We start from the raw sequence: 14,620 nt of genomic DNA on the forward strand, positions 1-14,620 counted from the left end.
TCACACAAGACTGCGTTGATGGTTGTAGGTCCGGCGGAACGTGTGCCGCCGGCTGCCCGTGCGGAAGGCCGCCGACCCGGTGACCATCCCGTGCCCGGGAACCCGGAAGGTCGCGCTGATCTCCTCACCCGGCAGCAGCTCGGCCACCTCGCGGGGGGAGGTCACCCGGCGTCCGCGCGGCAGGCCGATCGCCAGCCGCACCCGCCGCCACGTGACCGCCGAGCCGTTGACCAGCGTCACCGTGACCTGGTCACCGGACGCGGCCATCCTCAGCCCGTACGGGCGGCGCGGGTCGGGGCCGATCGACTGGTCGAGCAGCCCCATCAGCTCGCTGACCAGCTCCGGCCGTTCGGCCGAGACGTCCTTCCGCTCGCCGAGGTCGGTGTCGAGGTCGTACAGCTCGATCCTGCCCTCGGGGCCGGCGCCCGCGACGCCGGGCGCGAACCTGATCGCCTTCCACCGGCCGCGGCGGATCGCCTGCGCCTTGCGCGGCCGGTTCCACACCAGGTGGTCGTGATCGGGCCCGTCGCCGCCGTGCAGCATCCCCCGGAACGAGCGGCCGTCGATCCCGTCCGGCGCAGGCACGCCGGCCAGGTCGGCCAGCGTCGGCAGCAGGTCCCAGTAGGCCACCGGCCGCGTCTCCACCCGGGAGCGCAGCTTCGGCGACCAGGCGATCAGCGGCACCCGGATGCCGCCCTCGTACAGGTCGCGCTTGTCGGCCCGGAACGGGCCGTTGGAGTCGAACAGGCCGGGAGTCACGCCCTTCTCGCGGTGCGGGCCGTTGTCGCTCATGAACAGCACGATCGTGTCCGCCGCCTTGCCGCTCTCGCGCAGCGCGTCCACGAGCCTGTCCACGTACGAGTCCAGCAGCGTGACCTGGGCCGCGTGGCGCCGGTTGGCGCGGGTCCACGGCTTGTCCTTGTACTGCCCGGCGTTGCCGGGGACCTCGCTCGGCGCGTGCGGCAGGTTCGTCGGGAAGTAGAGCAGGAACGGCCGGTCGGACGGCCGCTTGATGAAGTCGACGGCCTGCCGCAGGAACAGGTCGGGCGCGTACGCCCTGCCGGTGAGCGCCACCTTGCCGGCGTTGTGCCACAGGTAGCGGGGATAGTACTGGTGGGCGTGGCGGTGGGTGATGTAGCCGTAGAACTCGTCGAAGCCGCGCCGGTTCGGGTGGGACGGCTGGCCGGGCAGCTCGGGCCCGAACCCCCACTTGCCGATGCACGCGGTGCGGTAGCCCGACAGCTGGAGCAGCTCGGCGAAGGTCAGGTCGGCCTCGACCAGCGCGCCCTGCGGGCCGCCGTCCGGGTTGTCCCGCACGGTGGCGTGCCCGGCGTGCAGGCCGGTGAGCAGGGAGCAGCGCGACGGCGCGCAGAGCGGCGCCCCCGCGTAGGCGGCCTCGAAGCGCACCCCTTCGGCGGCCAGCCGGTCGATCGCCGGAGTGGCGATCTCCTTCTGGCCGTTGATGCCGATCTCGCCCCAGCCCAGGTCATCGGCGAGGATGATCAGGAAGTTGGGCCGGGAGGCGAGGGCCGCCTGCGCCGATGACGCGGCGACGGGGACGGACAGACCGGCGAGCGCGCCCGCCAGGAGGGTCCGACGCGAAGGAGCGGGGATCATGCAGGACACCTTTGACGCAGTGTGAGATCGACGTGCGAAGCACCGGAAAACGGCAAGGGGACTCTGCCGGAGCCGTAGGAAACCAGGGCGCGCTCGTCGGCAGTGGTCCCGGAGCTTGCAGATCTCCTTGAGCTCGGGAGGCGGCTCGTCCGTTGGGGCAACGGGCGGCCAGCGACGACCGTACCGCTCTCGATCTTGTCGCGCCAGTCGCTCACCTCTTTCCCCGCGCCTGGTGATCCTTGTCTCCGTAGTGAAGCACGCCGCTCCCGCCCCACACCCGGGAACGCGGAGATCGCGCCGGCCGGCTCCTGCCGCCTCGGCGCGCGAAGCCGGCCGGTGCCCGCTACGGCCGCACCGACAGGGCGTGGCGGAAGACGTCCCGGGGGTCGTAACGGCGCTTGACGCGCTGCAGGCGGGCGTAGTTGCCGCCGTAGTAGAGGGTGGACCACGGCACGCCGGAGGTGTTCCAGGCCGGGTCGGCGTGGTCGGCGTCGGGGTAGTTGATGTAGGCGCCGCCGCAGTTGCCGCCGGGGACCGGGACGCCGCCGGTGCCGGCGAACAGGCCCCGGTGCAGGCTCCGCACCCAGGCGAGGTGCGCGTCGCCGTCCTGGTCCGGCTGCCAGGTGACGAGGTTCAGCGCCTTGAGCACCGACCGGCGCTCCACGGTGGCGGTGGCGTCCGGCGGCACGGTGTTGACCTTGCCGCCGTACGACAGCAGCCACAGCAGGCCCGCGGAGGAGATCTCGCCGGGTTCGTGCAGGTGGTCGAAGGCCACGTCGGCCTGCTCGTCGGTGAAGCTCTCCCGCAGGTAGGCCGCCTTGCCCTTGTAGCGGCCGCTCTCGGCGTCCGCGCCGAGGCTGAGATTGCGCACCGCCTGGTGCCACGGCTCGCGCGTCAGGGGCAGGACGAGCTGCCGCGGCCCCACCCCCTCGGCGACGAACGCGAAGTGGTCGCGCAGCAGCTTCTCGGCGCCGGGCAGGCCTGCGTCGATCTGGGTGGGCATGATCACGCCGCCCGGGTCGGCGCCCGCCTGCCTGCCGGGGATCAGCAGCGAGCCCCACAGGGACAGGTACGGGCTGCCGGGGTCGCTGTTGCGGACGTGCCACTCGGCGTAGTTGCGCAGGAGCCTGCGGAACGAGGCGCGGTCCATCCCGTCCCAGGACCACATGGCCAGTCCGGACAGGACGGTACGGGGCGGCCGGGGCAGCAGAGTGGCCGGGTCGTCGCCGCGGGCGCGCGGGTCGCGCATCCAGTAGCGGGTGACGATGCCGAAGTTGCCTCCGCCGCCGCCGGTGTGCGCCCACCACAGGTCGTGGTCCGGGTCGGCGGGGTCCCTGGTGGCGACGACGGCGCGGGCGCGGCCGTCGCGGCCGACGACCACGACCTCGACGGCGTGCAGGTAGTCGACGGTGAGCCCGTCGCGGCGGGACAGCGGCCCGTACCCGCCGCCCGCGATGTGCCCCCCGGCGGCCACGCCCCCGCATTGGCCGCCGGGGATGGTCACGCCCCAGCCCAGGTAGAGCGTCCGGTAGGCGTTCATCAGCGTGGCGCCGGCCTCGATCGCGAACGCGCCGCGCTTCCTGTCGAAGGACACGCCGGACATCTCGCACAGGTCGATGACGACCTGGGCGCCGTCGCCGACGAAGTTCTCGTAGCAGTGGCCGCCGCTGCGCACGGTCACCCGCCTGCCCGCCCGCACGGCGTCCTGGACCGCCTGGACCACCTGCTCGGTGGTGGTGGCGAGGCAGAAGTACTCCGGCTCGTGCCGGAAGCGCTGGTTGGTCCTGCGTACGGCCAGGTCCTCGTAGCGCGGGTCCCCCGGCCGCACCACGACGGGCCCGAACGGCGGCTCCTCCCGGCCGGGCGCCGCGCCCCCGCCCGCGCCCCCGCCCGCTACCGCCCCGCCGCCGACCGCCGCGCCGGCGCCGATGAACGCCCGGCGTGTGACCTCGCTCATGCCGACCCCCTCGACTCGTGAACGCCTGTCCACGACGCTAGGGAACGCGGCCCGCCCCGGGAATGACGCCAGATGCACATCGGGGGTGGAACTGGCTCCACCCCTCGGCGAAAACCCTTTGATCGACAGGGCCGGGACGGGGTACAGTAACGGCGTCCTTGTCGCCGACCCCTGAGGTGATCCTGTTGGAGATCTGAGGCCGAGACGCCGCGCCCCTTTCGCTGTGCGCACGCCCGACCTCAGACGATCGCCTCGACTCCGGCACGCGATCCTCCCTTCCAGTCTTCCCGGCCTGCGCCGCGCGGTGTCTCCACGTGTCCCGAAATCGCTAGACACGTCTGGGAGCCGCCCTTATGTCTTTCTCCATCGTCTGTGACGCCATCTCGTTCGAGTGGGCAGACGGCACGCCCGTCGTGTCGGACCTCGACGTCGCCTTCGGCCCCGGCCGCACCGGCCTGGTGGGCGTCAACGGATCCGGCAAGTCGACCCTCCTGCGGCTGATCGCCGGCGAGCTGCGCCCGTCCTCCGGCACGATCAGCGTGGCCGGCGAGGTCGGATATCTTCCGCAGAACCTCCCGCTGGCCACCGGCAGCACCGTCGCCGACCTGCTCGGCATCACCCGGCAGCGCGCCGCCCTGCACGCCATCGAGAGCGGGGACGCCGCCGCCGAGCACTTCACCGTGATCGGCGACGACTGGGACATCGAGGAGCGCGCCAGGGCCGAGCTCGACCGGCTCGGACTCGGCCACCTCGACCTGGACCGCACCGCCGCCACCCTGTCCGGCGGCGAGGTGGTCATGACCGGGCTGGCCGCGCTCCTCGTACGCCGCCCGGAGGTGCTCCTGCTCGACGAGCCCACCAACAACCTGGACCTCGAGGCGCGCCGCCGGCTCTACGCCGCCGTCCGGTCGTGGTCCGGGGTGCTCGTGGTCGTCAGCCACGACCGGTCCCTGCTCGACCTCGTCGACCAGGTGGCCGACCTGCGGGACGGCGCCGTGCGGATGTTCGGCGGGAACCTGACCGCGTACGAGGAGACGCTGGAGGTCGAGCGGGAGGCGGCCGAGCGCTCGATCCGCGCCGCCGAGGGCGACGTCCGGCGGCAGCGACGCGAGCTGGAGGAGGCGGCCACCAAGCTGGACCGCAGGGTCCGGTACGGCAACAAGATGAACGCGAACAAGCGCGAGCCGAAGATCGTCATGGGCGCCAGGAAACGGGCGGCGCAGGTGTCGGCGGGCAAGCACCGCGCCCTCCACGCCGAGCGGCTCGACCAGGCCCGCGACCGCCTCAGCGAGGCGGAGCAGGCGCTGCGCGAGGACGACGAGATCCGGGTCACGCTGCCGGGGACGGCCGTCCCGGCCGGCCGCACGGTCCTGACCCTCTCCGGCCTGACGGGCCTGTACGAGCTGCGCGGCGGGCCGGACGGCGAGGGCGAGCCGGTCGAGGAGCTGGTCGTCCGCGGCCCCGAACGGATCGCCCTGGTCGGCCCGAACGGCTCCGGCAAGACGACTCTGCTGAAGCGGATCGCCGCCGGCGACGGCCCGGTCCGCGCCGGCTACCTGCCCCAGCGGCTCGACCTGCTGGACGACTCGCTGAGCGTGCTCGACAACGTGCGCCGCTTCGCGCCGTCCGCGCCGGTGAACGAGGTGCGGGCGCGGCTGGCGCGGTTCCTGTTCCGGGGCGAGCGGGCGGAGCGGGCGGCGGGCACGCTGTCAGGCGGCGAGCGGTTCCGCGCGGTGCTGGCGGCGCTGCTGTCGGCCGAGCCACCGCCGCAGCTCCTGCTGCTGGACGAGCCCACCAACAACCTCGATCTGGCCAGCGTCCGTCAGCTCTCCCAGGCCCTGTCGGCCTACCGGGGGGCGCTGATCGTGGTCAGCCACGACCTGCCCTTCCTGGAGACGCTGGACGTCACCCGATGGCTGTCGAAGGAGCGGTGAACGGCGCGCGGGGTCCCGGCGGTCAGGGGGCGGGCGCCCGCGCCGCGTCCGGCGGCCGGGGCCCGTCCTCCGTGCTGGCGAACAGCTCGTAGTGGTCCACGGTCAGCTCCTTGCCGACCAGGAAGCGGTCGTCCTCGGGGTAGAAGACCGCCACGGACGGGTCCTCCCCGGCGAACGCCTTCACCGCCTCCCACGAGTCCCACATCGTGATCAGGAAGAACTCGGCGCGCTCCCCCGCGTCGCGACGGGTGAAGTAGGCGCCCCGGTTGCCGGGGGTGGCGGTGTATTCGGCGAACCCGGTGCGCATCAGGTAGGCCTCGTAGTCGGCGGCGTCGGCCGCTCGCGTCCAGCCTCTCCAGGTACGGATGATCATAGGGACACGCTAGCCGCTCGGCTCTCCGCCCGGAGGAAATCCCTGGCCCGGTGCGTAAGTTGGGAAATGTCCCAGGAGATGATTGTCTGACCGGAGAACCTATGAGGAGGGCACCCGTGACCCGTCAGATTGTTTCCGTCGTCGGCGGCAAGGACGCCGCCGGGTCGGACACGTACGCCTCCGTCAACCCCGCCAGGCTCGGCGACGTGGTGGCGCGGGTGGGGATGGCCGACGCCGACACGTTCGCCGCCGCCTGCCGCACCGCCAGGGACGCCCAGCGGGAGTGGGCGAAGGTCCCGGCCCCGGTCCGCGGCCGGGTGATCGCCTCGATCGGCAGGCTGGTGGAGGACAACGCGGAGAGCCTGGCCGCGCTGGTGACCGAGGAGATCGGCAAGCCGTACGCGGAGGCGCTCGGCGAGGTGCGGGAGATCGTCGACACGTGCGACTTCTTCCTGGGCGAGGGCCGCAGGCTTTACGGGCAGACGGTCCCCTCGGAGATGCCGGACAAGAACCTGTTCACCTTCCGCAACCCGGTGGGCGTGGCCACGGTGATCACGGCGGGCAACTTCCCGGTGGCGGTCCCGTCGTGGTACCTCGTGCCCGCCCTGCTGTGCGGCAACGCGGTGGTGTGGAAGCCGGCCGAGTACGCCGCCGCGTCGGCGCACGCGATGTACCGGCTGTTCGCGGCCTCCGGCCTGCCCGACGGCGTGCTCAACGTGGTCTTCGCCGACGGCCCCCAGACCTTCGCGGGCCTGGAGAAGGCGCTCACCGAGGGCACGGTCGACAAGATCGGGTTCACCGGTTCGAGCGACGTCGGCAGGAAGGTCGGCGAGCTGGCGGGCCGCCACCTGCAGTCGCCCTGCCTGGAGCTCGGCGGCAAGAACCCGATGGTGATCATGCCGGACGCCGACCTGGACCTGGCCGTGGAGGGCGCGCTGTTCTCCGGGTTCGGCACGGCGGGCCAGCGCTGCACCAGCCTGGGCACCGTGATCGTGCACGAGAGCGTCCATCAGGACTTCACCGCCCGTCTCGTCCGGGCGCTGGACGCCGCCCGGGTCGGCGACCCGCGCGAGGACGTGCTGGCGGGGCCGCTGCTCGACCAGAAGTTCGCCGACCGGTACGAGGAGTACCTGACCTGGATCCAGCCGCACCACCGGGTCGTGTCCGGCCCCACCGGGCGGATCACCGCCGGCAACCCGCGCGCCGGCTTCACCGGCGACGACGGCCTCTACTACCACCCGGTCGTGGTCGACGGGGTCCGGCCGGACGACCGGATCTTCCTGGAGGAGACGTTCGGCCCGATCGTCGGCGTCACCACGTTCTCCACCCTGAGCGAGGCGATCGAGCTGGCCAACCGGCCCGGCTACGGCCTGTCCAGCTCCATCTACACCACCGACGCCAAGCACGCCTTCGCCTTCCGCGAGGGCGTCTCCGCGGGCATGGTCAGCGTCAACAACTCGACCTCCGGGGCCGAGGCCCACCTGCCGTTCGGCGGCAACGGCAAGTCGGGCAACGGCAGCCGCCAGTCGGGGATGTGGGTGCTCGACCAGTTCACCCGCTGGCAGTCGATGAACTGGGACCACTCGGGCCGGCTGCAGAAGGCGCAGATGGACGTGGCGGAGATTACCCCCGACCCGGGGTTCCGGCTCTAGGTCTTTACCACGAGGTGTAACAGAAGCCACCCCCGCCGGGCAGGGGGCCCTTCCCGGCGGGACACGGCCATGTCACGATGGCGGCGCCTTCGATCACGGGGAGAAGCCGATGCGTGACTATCCGAAACCATTAGCCGGTCGGCGGGCCCTCCGCCTGCGGGCCGGCTTCCCCTGCCGCTGGAGCGTCCGGACCCGCGACGGCCGCGGCTGGTGCCCGCCCGGCACGGTCCCCGCCCACGATCTCGACGGCCTGCCGTACTTCCACGGCGACGACCTCGTCCTGGCCGTGCCGGGCGAGCCGGTCACCGTCCGGGCGGCGAGAGGCCCCGAGCACGCGAGTGTGGAGACCACGCTGCTGCCCGGTCCGGGCGAGACGCTGGTGGAGCTCGCTCCGCCGCGCCTGTACGACGCCGCGGCGCGCGGCTGGTACGGCGCCGACCTGCACGTCCCGCTGAACCGTCCGCCGGAGTGGGTGGCCGCCGCCCAGCACGGCGAGGACCTGCATGTGGTCAACCTGGCGGCGCGCGACGGCGAGTGGCCGGACCACTGGGCGGGCCGCGACCTGCCGTGGTCGGACGGCACGCACGTGGCCCGGGTCGACCTGGTCCACCAGGTGCGCGGGCTCGGCGCGTGGCCGCTCTCCCCCGAGGCGCTGCGTGCGGTGCGCGACCGCGGCGCCCTGGCGACCTACGCGAACCCCTGCGCCGGTCCCGCCGAGACGGCCGACCAGCTGATGAGCGGGGGCGACGCGGGGGTCGACGCGCGCCTGGCCGTGGTGGACGCGGCGCTGGGGCTGGTCGACGGCTTTCCGTCGCCGATCGGGTCCCCGGCGGCGTACCGGCGGCTGATCGGGGCGGGCAACCGGATCGGGGCCACGGGCGGCGGCACCCGCCGGCTCGGCCCGATCGGGAGGGAACGCACGTACGCGCGGGTCGACGGGCGGCTGACCGCGGGCGCGTACGCGCGGGCGGTGCGGCGGGGCCGCACGTTCGTCACCACCGGCCCGTTCCTGGAACTGGAGGTGGACGGCCGCGGGCCGGGCGCCACGCTCGACCTCAGGCCGGGCGGGACGGTGCGGGTGACGGCGCGCGTGCTCGGAGAGGGTGCGGAGCGGGTGCGCCTGCTGACCGCCGACGGCGAGCTGGCGTCGGGGCCTGCCGGGGAGTCCGCCGATGATCTGAACGCCTGCCTGCAGGTGGTGTGGCCGACGTACGTGGTCGCGGTCGCGGAGGGCGGCGGCGGGCGGGTGGTCGCCCACAGCAGCCCGGTCTACCTGGACGTGTGTCACCGGAGGGTGGCCAGGGAGGAGGACGTGACGTTCTGCCTGCGCTGGCTCGACCTGCTGAAGAAGCAGGTCAGGGACCGGGTGGCCGAGGACGTCCTGGAGGTGGTGGAGGAGGCGCGGCGGGTGTACCTGGCGCGGCTCCGCTGAGGAGAACGCGGGCCCCATCGGGGGTGCCCGCGTTCTCTCCCCTCCTCGTGAGGCGGCGGATCAGACCTGGCCGGCCTTCTCCAGGGCGGCGCAGCACGTGCCGACCAGGAGGCGGGTGACCACGTACGGGTCGATGTTGGCGTTCGGGCGGCGGTCCTCGATGTAGCCCTTCCGGTCGACCTCGACCTGCCACGGGATGCGGACGGACGCGCCGCGGTCGGAGACGCCGTAGCTGTAGCGGTTCCACGGAGCGGTCTCGTGCGCGCCGGTCAGGCGGCTCTCGATGTCGGCGCCGTACTGGGTGATGTGCTCCATGGGCTTGTCGCCCTCGCCGAGAGCCTCGCAGGCGGTGATGATCGCGTCGTAGCCCTCGCGCATGGCCCTGGTGGAGAAGTTGGTGTGCGCGCCGGCGCCGTTCCAGTCGCCGCGGGCGGGCTTGGCGTCGAGGGTGGCCTCCACGCCGAACTCCTCGGCGGTGCGGTAGAGCAGCCAGCGGGCGATCCACAGGTGGTCGGCGACCTCGATCGGCCCGGCCGGGCCGATCTGGAACTCCCACTGGCCGGGCATGACCTCGGCGTTGATGCCGGAGACCTTCAGCCCGGCGGCGAGGCAGCGGTCGAGGTGGAGCTCGACGATGTCGCGGCCGAACACGGCCTCGGCGCCGACGCCGCAGTAGTAGTGGCCCTGCGGGGCGGGGAAGCCGCCCTCGGGGAAGCCGAGCGGGCGGCTGCCCTTGAAGAAGGTGTACTCCTGCTCGATGCCGAACCACGCGTCCTGCTCGGCGTACTGCTCGGCGACCGGGCGGAGCAGGGCGCGGGTGTTGCTCTTGTGCGGTTCGCCGTCGACCATCTCGACCTCGCACAGCACGAGCACGCTGTCACCGCCGCGGATCGGGTCAGGACAGCTGAACACGGGACGGAGCACGAGGTCGGACTTGTGGCCCTCGGCCTGGTTCGTGCTGGAGCCGTCGAAGCCCCACACCGGCGGCTCGACCCCGTCGGCCAGGATCTTGGTCTTCGAGCGCAGCAGCGCGGTGGGCTCGGTGCCATCGATCCAGATGTACTCAGCCTTGTAGCTCACAGCGGTCCTTTCCCCATGTTCGTCAGCCACGCCGAGTCTCGCGTACGGCCGTTTCCCCCTTTTTGCCCGAATGTGAACGCCGTGTTAAGGCGATTACTTTGCGCGCACGCCCCCGGAGCCGGCCACGAGCTGCACGTTCGGGCCGCCCTCGCCGCACTCGGGACCGTTGGGGAAGCGGCCTTCGGGGGTGACGTCGAGAGTGCGGTCGAGCACGGCGCGGCCGTCCGCGTCGCGGAGCTTGAGACGCGCCCGCACCGGGCTCTTCGGCAGGCCGGGGACGGAGGCGAAGCCGTGCTCGCCGCCCGTCTCGGCCATGCGGGCCGAGCAGGTATCCCCCGCGCAAATCGTCTCGACGGCCGCGGTGGCCGGGTGCAGGATCAGCTCGGGCCGGTGACACGCCCCCGACCAGCACACCTCCAGCTCGGCCCGGTCCACCCGGGCGGCGAGCGGCGGCTCGACGTCCAGCAGGACCCCGACGGGGGCGCCGATCGCCGTGCAGACCGGAGGGCCGGCGCACGCGGTCAGCAGAGCGGCGACGAGGACGGCGAAGGGAGCGCGCATACCTCTGATGACGTGATCCGCGGGGCCGGGGTTCAGCCCGCGCGGGTTCAGGCGAGCTCGCGCCGCCCGCCGCCGTCGTAGCCGAGCAGCCGCATCGCGGTGTCGGGATCCAGCGCCGCCGCCAGGAACTGAGCACGGGCGTGCGCCTCGTCCCGTTCCCGGTCCGCCTTGGCCCGCGCCGCCCGCATGGCCTTGACGGCCACGGTGGTGAGCCCGGCCCCGACGACCACCGCGACCACCACCACGAACAGCGCGACCAGCAGCCACGGCGAGGCGACACCGGGACCGGGCTCGGCGGCCGCTCCGGTCTCCGCCCCGGCGGCGGGGCCCTCGGTCAGCACGCCGTTCAGCGACAGGGCGAGGACGACGGCCAGCCCGGCGAGCGTGAACGCGCTGGCCACGACCACCCACCACCGGCCCTTCCCCGGCTGCGACGGCGGCTGCCCGGCCGCGTCCGCGTCCGGCTGCGGCGGCGTGACCCACGGCACGAACGCGGGCCCCCCGCCCGCACCGGGACGCGCCCCCGGCCCTGTTCCCCGGCCCACCGAATTCCCACGGGGACGCACCCCAGCCCCCGGTCCGGTCCCCCGGGGCGCCGGGTTTCCGGACGGACGCGCCCCAGCCCCCGGCCCAGAACCCCGGGACGGCGGGTGCGCCGGTCCTTCCGCCGCTCCGGGCCGCTCTCCCGGCACGACCGGCGGTTCGCGGTCCGGCCGGCCGTGGTCCCGGTGCGCCCGGACGACCTCCGCGTGGTACTCCTCCAGCTCCCGCACGAACGCGGCGGAGGCGTACCCCCTGCCGTCGACGCGCCGCCCCGGTCGCCGCCGCAGGATCGCCGCCACGTCGCCGCCGTCGAGCGTCCGGTGCCTCTCCAGCGCGTGCGCCAGGCGCAGCACGTCCTGGCGATGCTCCTGGAGCAGGTCGCCGGTCCTCTCCAGCAGCCGCGCCAGGTGGTGCTCGACCCGCTCCCCGAGCGGCCGGCGGTCGCCGTCGATCCCCAGCTCCCGCAGGGCGGGCAGCGAGGAGACGCCCGCGCCCATCCCCCACGAGGACTCCATGAGGGCGGTGAGCAGCGTGGCCGAGTGGAGGTCTCCTGAGACGTCGCGGGAGCTGTCGCCGCCGAAGAAGATCCGCTCCCCCGCCAGGGAGGCGAGCGCGACCATCACGTCGGCCTCGTACTCCGACTTCCACCGGGTGGGGTCCGCGGGCCCGGCCGCGGCGGCCCCGCCCAGGTGGCCGATGCCCCGCTCGCTCAGGTGGCCCACGCCCCGCTCGATGGTGGCGACGCCGGGCCGCGGGCGGGCGCGCGTCACGTACCCGGCCACCGCGTGGCAGGCCTCGTGCACGGCCGCCGCGTACCGCCCGACGTCCCGCAGCCGCCCGGCCCCGGACGGGTGGCCGACCTGGTGGACGCGGTCGATGCCGCCCGCCCGCAGCAGCGCCCCGTCCAGCGCGTCGGGCCGGCGGGCGGCCATGATGACGAGGACACGGTACGCGGACAGCCGGCGGAAGCGCCCGCGTGGCCTCCTCAGTCTCGACAGCTCGCTGGTCAGAACCTGCCGCACGCCCGTGGGGCCGCTCTCACCCGCACCCGGCCGGGCGATCGCCGCGCGGCTCTCCTCCGACAGGTGGGCCAGGCCGTGGCAGCCGGAGAGGCCGCCGTCCGGGACCGCCCCGCCGGCCAGCGCGTCCGCCTCGTCGAACAGGACGACCACGCCGCCGTGGCGCAGCGCCAGTGCGCGCAGCCTTCTGACGAGCGCCTTGACCTTCAGGACGCCGAGCGCCGGAGGGGTCGCGGCGAACGCGCGCGCGTCCACGACCACGTACGGCTTGCCGGTCTCGCCCGCGACGGCCTCGGCGATCAGCGTCCTGCCGGTGCCCGGCGGCCCCCACAGCAGCAGGCCGCCCGGCGCGTACCCGCCGCGCTCCTCGACCGCGCCGCCCTCGCGCCACAGGGCGAGGTGCTCCTGGAGCCGCTCGACCACGTGGTCCTGTCCCCGCACGTCGGAGAAGCGGGTGGCGACGGCACCGGGGCGGTACGTCTCCACACCGCCCCCGAGCAGGAGCCGGACCAGGACGGCGCACGCGGCGACGACCACGAGGCCCAGCAGGACCGGCACGAACAGCGACGTACGGAACAGGCCGGACAGCAGGCCGCCGGCGAGCAGCGCGACCGCCACCGCCATCCAGAAGACGACCCTCACCGGCCGGGGAAGCCGGACCCTGTCGCCGAGGCTCCGGCGCGCCCGGCCCGGCTCCGGCATGGACCTCGCGTACGTCGTCTTCACCTGGGTCTACCTCCACAGGACGAGGCACCGCAGTGGTTCTGCCCGCTTTCTCCTCGGCTGAGCCGGGAGCACGTTGAAATATCTTGACCAAATCTTGGCCATACCTTGGCCTTACTTGTTACAGATCAGCAGAACCACCTGTCCTCGGGGTCCGACTTACGAGCGTCCCCCTTGGTGACGCACAGGACGTGGCCGAAGATGAAGCCACCCCCTCTCGCGACCGGAGCGCACGATGACAGAACCGGCCGGACCGGCCACGGAGACCGTCGACTCGTACGGGATGACGGCGGAGCGCGCCTTCGCCGACCTCTGGTCACGGGAGACGCTCACGTTCAGGGAACGCCGCCTGATCCTGCTCGGCCTGCTCGTCGGGCAGGGGCTGGACGACCAGGTGACGCTTCAGCTCGACGCCGCCCTGCGCACCGGCGACCTGGACGAGACCGAGCTGCGGGAGATCGTCGTCTTCCTCACCCACTACGCCGGCTGGGCGCGGGGCACGCGGCTCAACAGCCAGGTCGAGGACCTGGCCGGAAGGGTCAGGCGGGATCGATCCGATAGACGGAACCCGACAGGCTGAGCGCGTACAGCTCGCCGTCGTGGTCCTCGCCGAACGACGACAGCTGCTCCACCTCGCCCACGCGCCGGTCGCGTTCCAGATCGTCGACGGGCGCGGCCCTGATCCATCCGGCGCAGAAGTCGCCGTACAGGAACTGGCCGCGCAGCCACGGGATCTTCGTGCCGCGGTAGACGAACCCGGCGATCACCGAGCAGTTGCCGCCCTCGTCCAGCGAGTAGACGATCACCGGGTCGACCGGTTCCTCGGCGCGGCCGCGGCGGAAGCGTTCGGCGCCCTCGCGGACGTCCCAGCCGTAGTTCTCGCCGCCCTCGGAACCGGCGGGCTGGTAGTCGATCTCCTCCCAGCGGTTCTGTCCGACGTCGCCGATCCACAGGTCGCCGTTCTCCCGGTCGAAGCCGAACCGCCACGGGTTGCGCAGCCCGTAGGCCCAGATCTCCGGCCGCGCCCCCTCCTTGCCGACGAACGGGTTGTCGTCCGGGACCGCGTACGGCCGCCCGCCGCGCGGGTCGATCCGCAGGATCTTGCCCAGCAGCGTGCCGAGGTCCTGGCCGTTGCCCTCCGGATCACCGGCGCCGCCGCCGTCGCCGAGCGCGATGTACAGGTGGCCGTCGGGGCCGAAGGCGAGCTGGCCGCCGTTGTGGTTGGCGAACGGCTGCTCCACGGTCAGCACCTCACGCCTGCCCGTGGCCTTCTTCCCGTCGTAGGCCCACTCGGTGACGTGCGTGGTGCCGGCCCTGTCGGTCCAGTCGAGGTAGAGCCGGCGCCCCGACGGGTGGAAGGCGACACCGAGCAGCCCTTGCTCGTTGCCGCCGCTGACCTCCCCGGACAGGTCGACGACCGTGTCACCGTCGGTGGTCCGCAGCTTCCCGCCCTGCTCGGCCACGTACAGGCGGCGATCACCCGCCCGGACGGCGAACGCCACCGGCCGTTCCAGCGCGGCGATCTCGGTGAACGTCAGCTTCCCCGCACCGGGCGTCGCGGTCCGGCCGGCCGGCGTGGACGGCCGCGGCGCGGCGGTGCCGACCTCGGCGGGCGGGGTCGCGCCCTGCGGCTGCGCGGCGGAGCAGGCGGTCACGACGACGGCGAGCACGACCACGGCAAGGCGCACGCCGCCATCCTCGCACGCCCCCACTTCCCACACCACCGGCC

Annotated in this window: 11 protein-coding genes; 4 read left to right on the top strand and 7 right to left on the bottom strand. The window is 73.4% G+C overall.

What is annotated here, in order from left to right; translation table 11 throughout:
• Positions 1-1,617 (bottom strand): sulfatase-like hydrolase/transferase, encoded by a 1,617-nt coding sequence (locus ACQEUU_RS26640; protein ID WP_433070873.1) that lies wholly within the window; start codon positions 1,615-1,617, stop codon positions 1-3.
• 343 nt (positions 1,618-1,960) lie between these two features.
• Positions 1,961-3,574 (bottom strand): FAD-binding oxidoreductase, encoded by a 1,614-nt coding sequence (locus tag ACQEUU_RS26645; RefSeq protein ID WP_433070874.1) that lies wholly within the window; start codon positions 3,572-3,574, stop codon positions 1,961-1,963.
• Positions 3,575-3,927: 353 nt separating this feature from the next.
• Between ACQEUU_RS26645 and ACQEUU_RS26650 the strand changes: the two genes are divergently transcribed.
• Positions 3,928-5,508, top strand: coding sequence for an ABC-F family ATP-binding cassette domain-containing protein (locus ACQEUU_RS26650; protein ID WP_433070876.1), 1,581 nt, complete (start codon positions 3,928-3,930; stop codon positions 5,506-5,508).
• A 22-nt stretch (positions 5,509-5,530) separates the two neighbouring features.
• Here ACQEUU_RS26650 and ACQEUU_RS26655 read toward each other — a convergent pair whose 3' ends face one another.
• On the bottom strand, positions 5,531-5,881 hold the full coding sequence (locus tag ACQEUU_RS26655; protein ID WP_433070878.1) for a hypothetical protein: 351 nt from the start codon (positions 5,879-5,881) through the stop codon (positions 5,531-5,533).
• Between the two features lie 116 nt (positions 5,882-5,997).
• Between ACQEUU_RS26655 and ACQEUU_RS26660 the strand changes: the two genes are divergently transcribed.
• Together ACQEUU_RS26660 and ACQEUU_RS26665 are read left to right on the top strand one after the other, a co-directional pair.
• Positions 5,998-7,533: an aldehyde dehydrogenase family protein gene (locus ACQEUU_RS26660; RefSeq protein ID WP_433070880.1), complete on the top strand. Its 1,536-nt coding sequence runs from the start codon at positions 5,998-6,000 to the stop codon at positions 7,531-7,533.
• Positions 7,534-7,642: 109 nt separating this feature from the next.
• Positions 7,643-8,965, top strand: coding sequence for a CehA/McbA family metallohydrolase (locus ACQEUU_RS26665; protein WP_433070882.1), 1,323 nt, complete (start codon positions 7,643-7,645; stop codon positions 8,963-8,965).
• Positions 8,966-9,025: 60 nt separating this feature from the next.
• Here ACQEUU_RS26665 and glnII read toward each other — a convergent pair whose 3' ends face one another.
• The 3 genes from glnII to ACQEUU_RS26680 form a co-directional block, all read right to left on the bottom strand.
• Positions 9,026-10,045: a glutamine synthetase gene (gene glnII, locus ACQEUU_RS26670; protein ID WP_433070883.1), complete on the bottom strand. Its 1,020-nt coding sequence runs from the start codon at positions 10,043-10,045 to the stop codon at positions 9,026-9,028.
• 93 nt (positions 10,046-10,138) lie between these two features.
• On the bottom strand, positions 10,139-10,606 hold the full coding sequence (locus ACQEUU_RS26675) for a hypothetical protein (protein ID WP_433070885.1): 468 nt from the start codon (positions 10,604-10,606) through the stop codon (positions 10,139-10,141).
• A gap of 47 nt (positions 10,607-10,653) precedes the next feature.
• Complete coding sequence (locus ACQEUU_RS26680; RefSeq protein WP_433070887.1) at positions 10,654-12,894, bottom strand: AAA family ATPase; 2,241 nt, start codon at positions 12,892-12,894, stop codon at positions 10,654-10,656.
• A 232-nt stretch (positions 12,895-13,126) separates the two neighbouring features.
• On the opposite strand from ACQEUU_RS26680, the gene ACQEUU_RS26685 reads away from it, so the two are divergent.
• Positions 13,127-13,471, top strand: coding sequence for a carboxymuconolactone decarboxylase family protein (locus tag ACQEUU_RS26685; protein WP_433070889.1), 345 nt, complete (start codon positions 13,127-13,129; stop codon positions 13,469-13,471).
• Here ACQEUU_RS26685 and ACQEUU_RS26690 read toward each other — a convergent pair.
• On the bottom strand, positions 13,431-14,579 hold the full coding sequence (locus ACQEUU_RS26690; RefSeq protein WP_433070891.1) for a PQQ-dependent sugar dehydrogenase: 1,149 nt from the start codon (positions 14,577-14,579) through the stop codon (positions 13,431-13,433). The two genes, ACQEUU_RS26685 and ACQEUU_RS26690, sit on opposite strands and share 41 nt — an antisense overlap.
• Positions 14,580-14,620: the final 41 nt, after the last annotated feature.

It is taken from the genome of Nonomuraea sp. CA-218870 (genome assembly GCF_050936535.1).
Lineage (GTDB): Bacteria > Actinomycetota > Actinomycetes > Streptosporangiales > Streptosporangiaceae > Nonomuraea > Nonomuraea corallina.

Bases quoted from the DNA above. Each gene is read 5' to 3' on its own strand.
- ACQEUU_RS26640 (WP_433070873.1), bottom strand. From the start codon at position 1,617: ATGATCCCCGCTCCTTCGCGTCGGACCCTCCTGGCGGGCGCGCTCGCC.
- ACQEUU_RS26645 (WP_433070874.1), bottom strand. From the start codon at position 3,574: ATGAGCGAGGTCACACGCCGGGCGTTCATCGGCGCCGGCGCGGCGGTC.
- ACQEUU_RS26650 (WP_433070876.1), top strand. From the start codon at position 3,928: ATGTCTTTCTCCATCGTCTGTGACGCCATCTCGTTCGAGTGGGCAGAC.
- ACQEUU_RS26655 (WP_433070878.1), bottom strand. From the start codon at position 5,881: ATGATCATCCGTACCTGGAGAGGCTGGACGCGAGCGGCCGACGCCGCC.
- ACQEUU_RS26665 (WP_433070882.1), top strand. From the start codon at position 7,643: ATGCGTGACTATCCGAAACCATTAGCCGGTCGGCGGGCCCTCCGCCTG.
- ACQEUU_RS26675 (WP_433070885.1), bottom strand. From the start codon at position 10,606: ATGCGCGCTCCCTTCGCCGTCCTCGTCGCCGCTCTGCTGACCGCGTGC.
- ACQEUU_RS26685 (WP_433070889.1), top strand. From the start codon at position 13,127: ATGACAGAACCGGCCGGACCGGCCACGGAGACCGTCGACTCGTACGGG.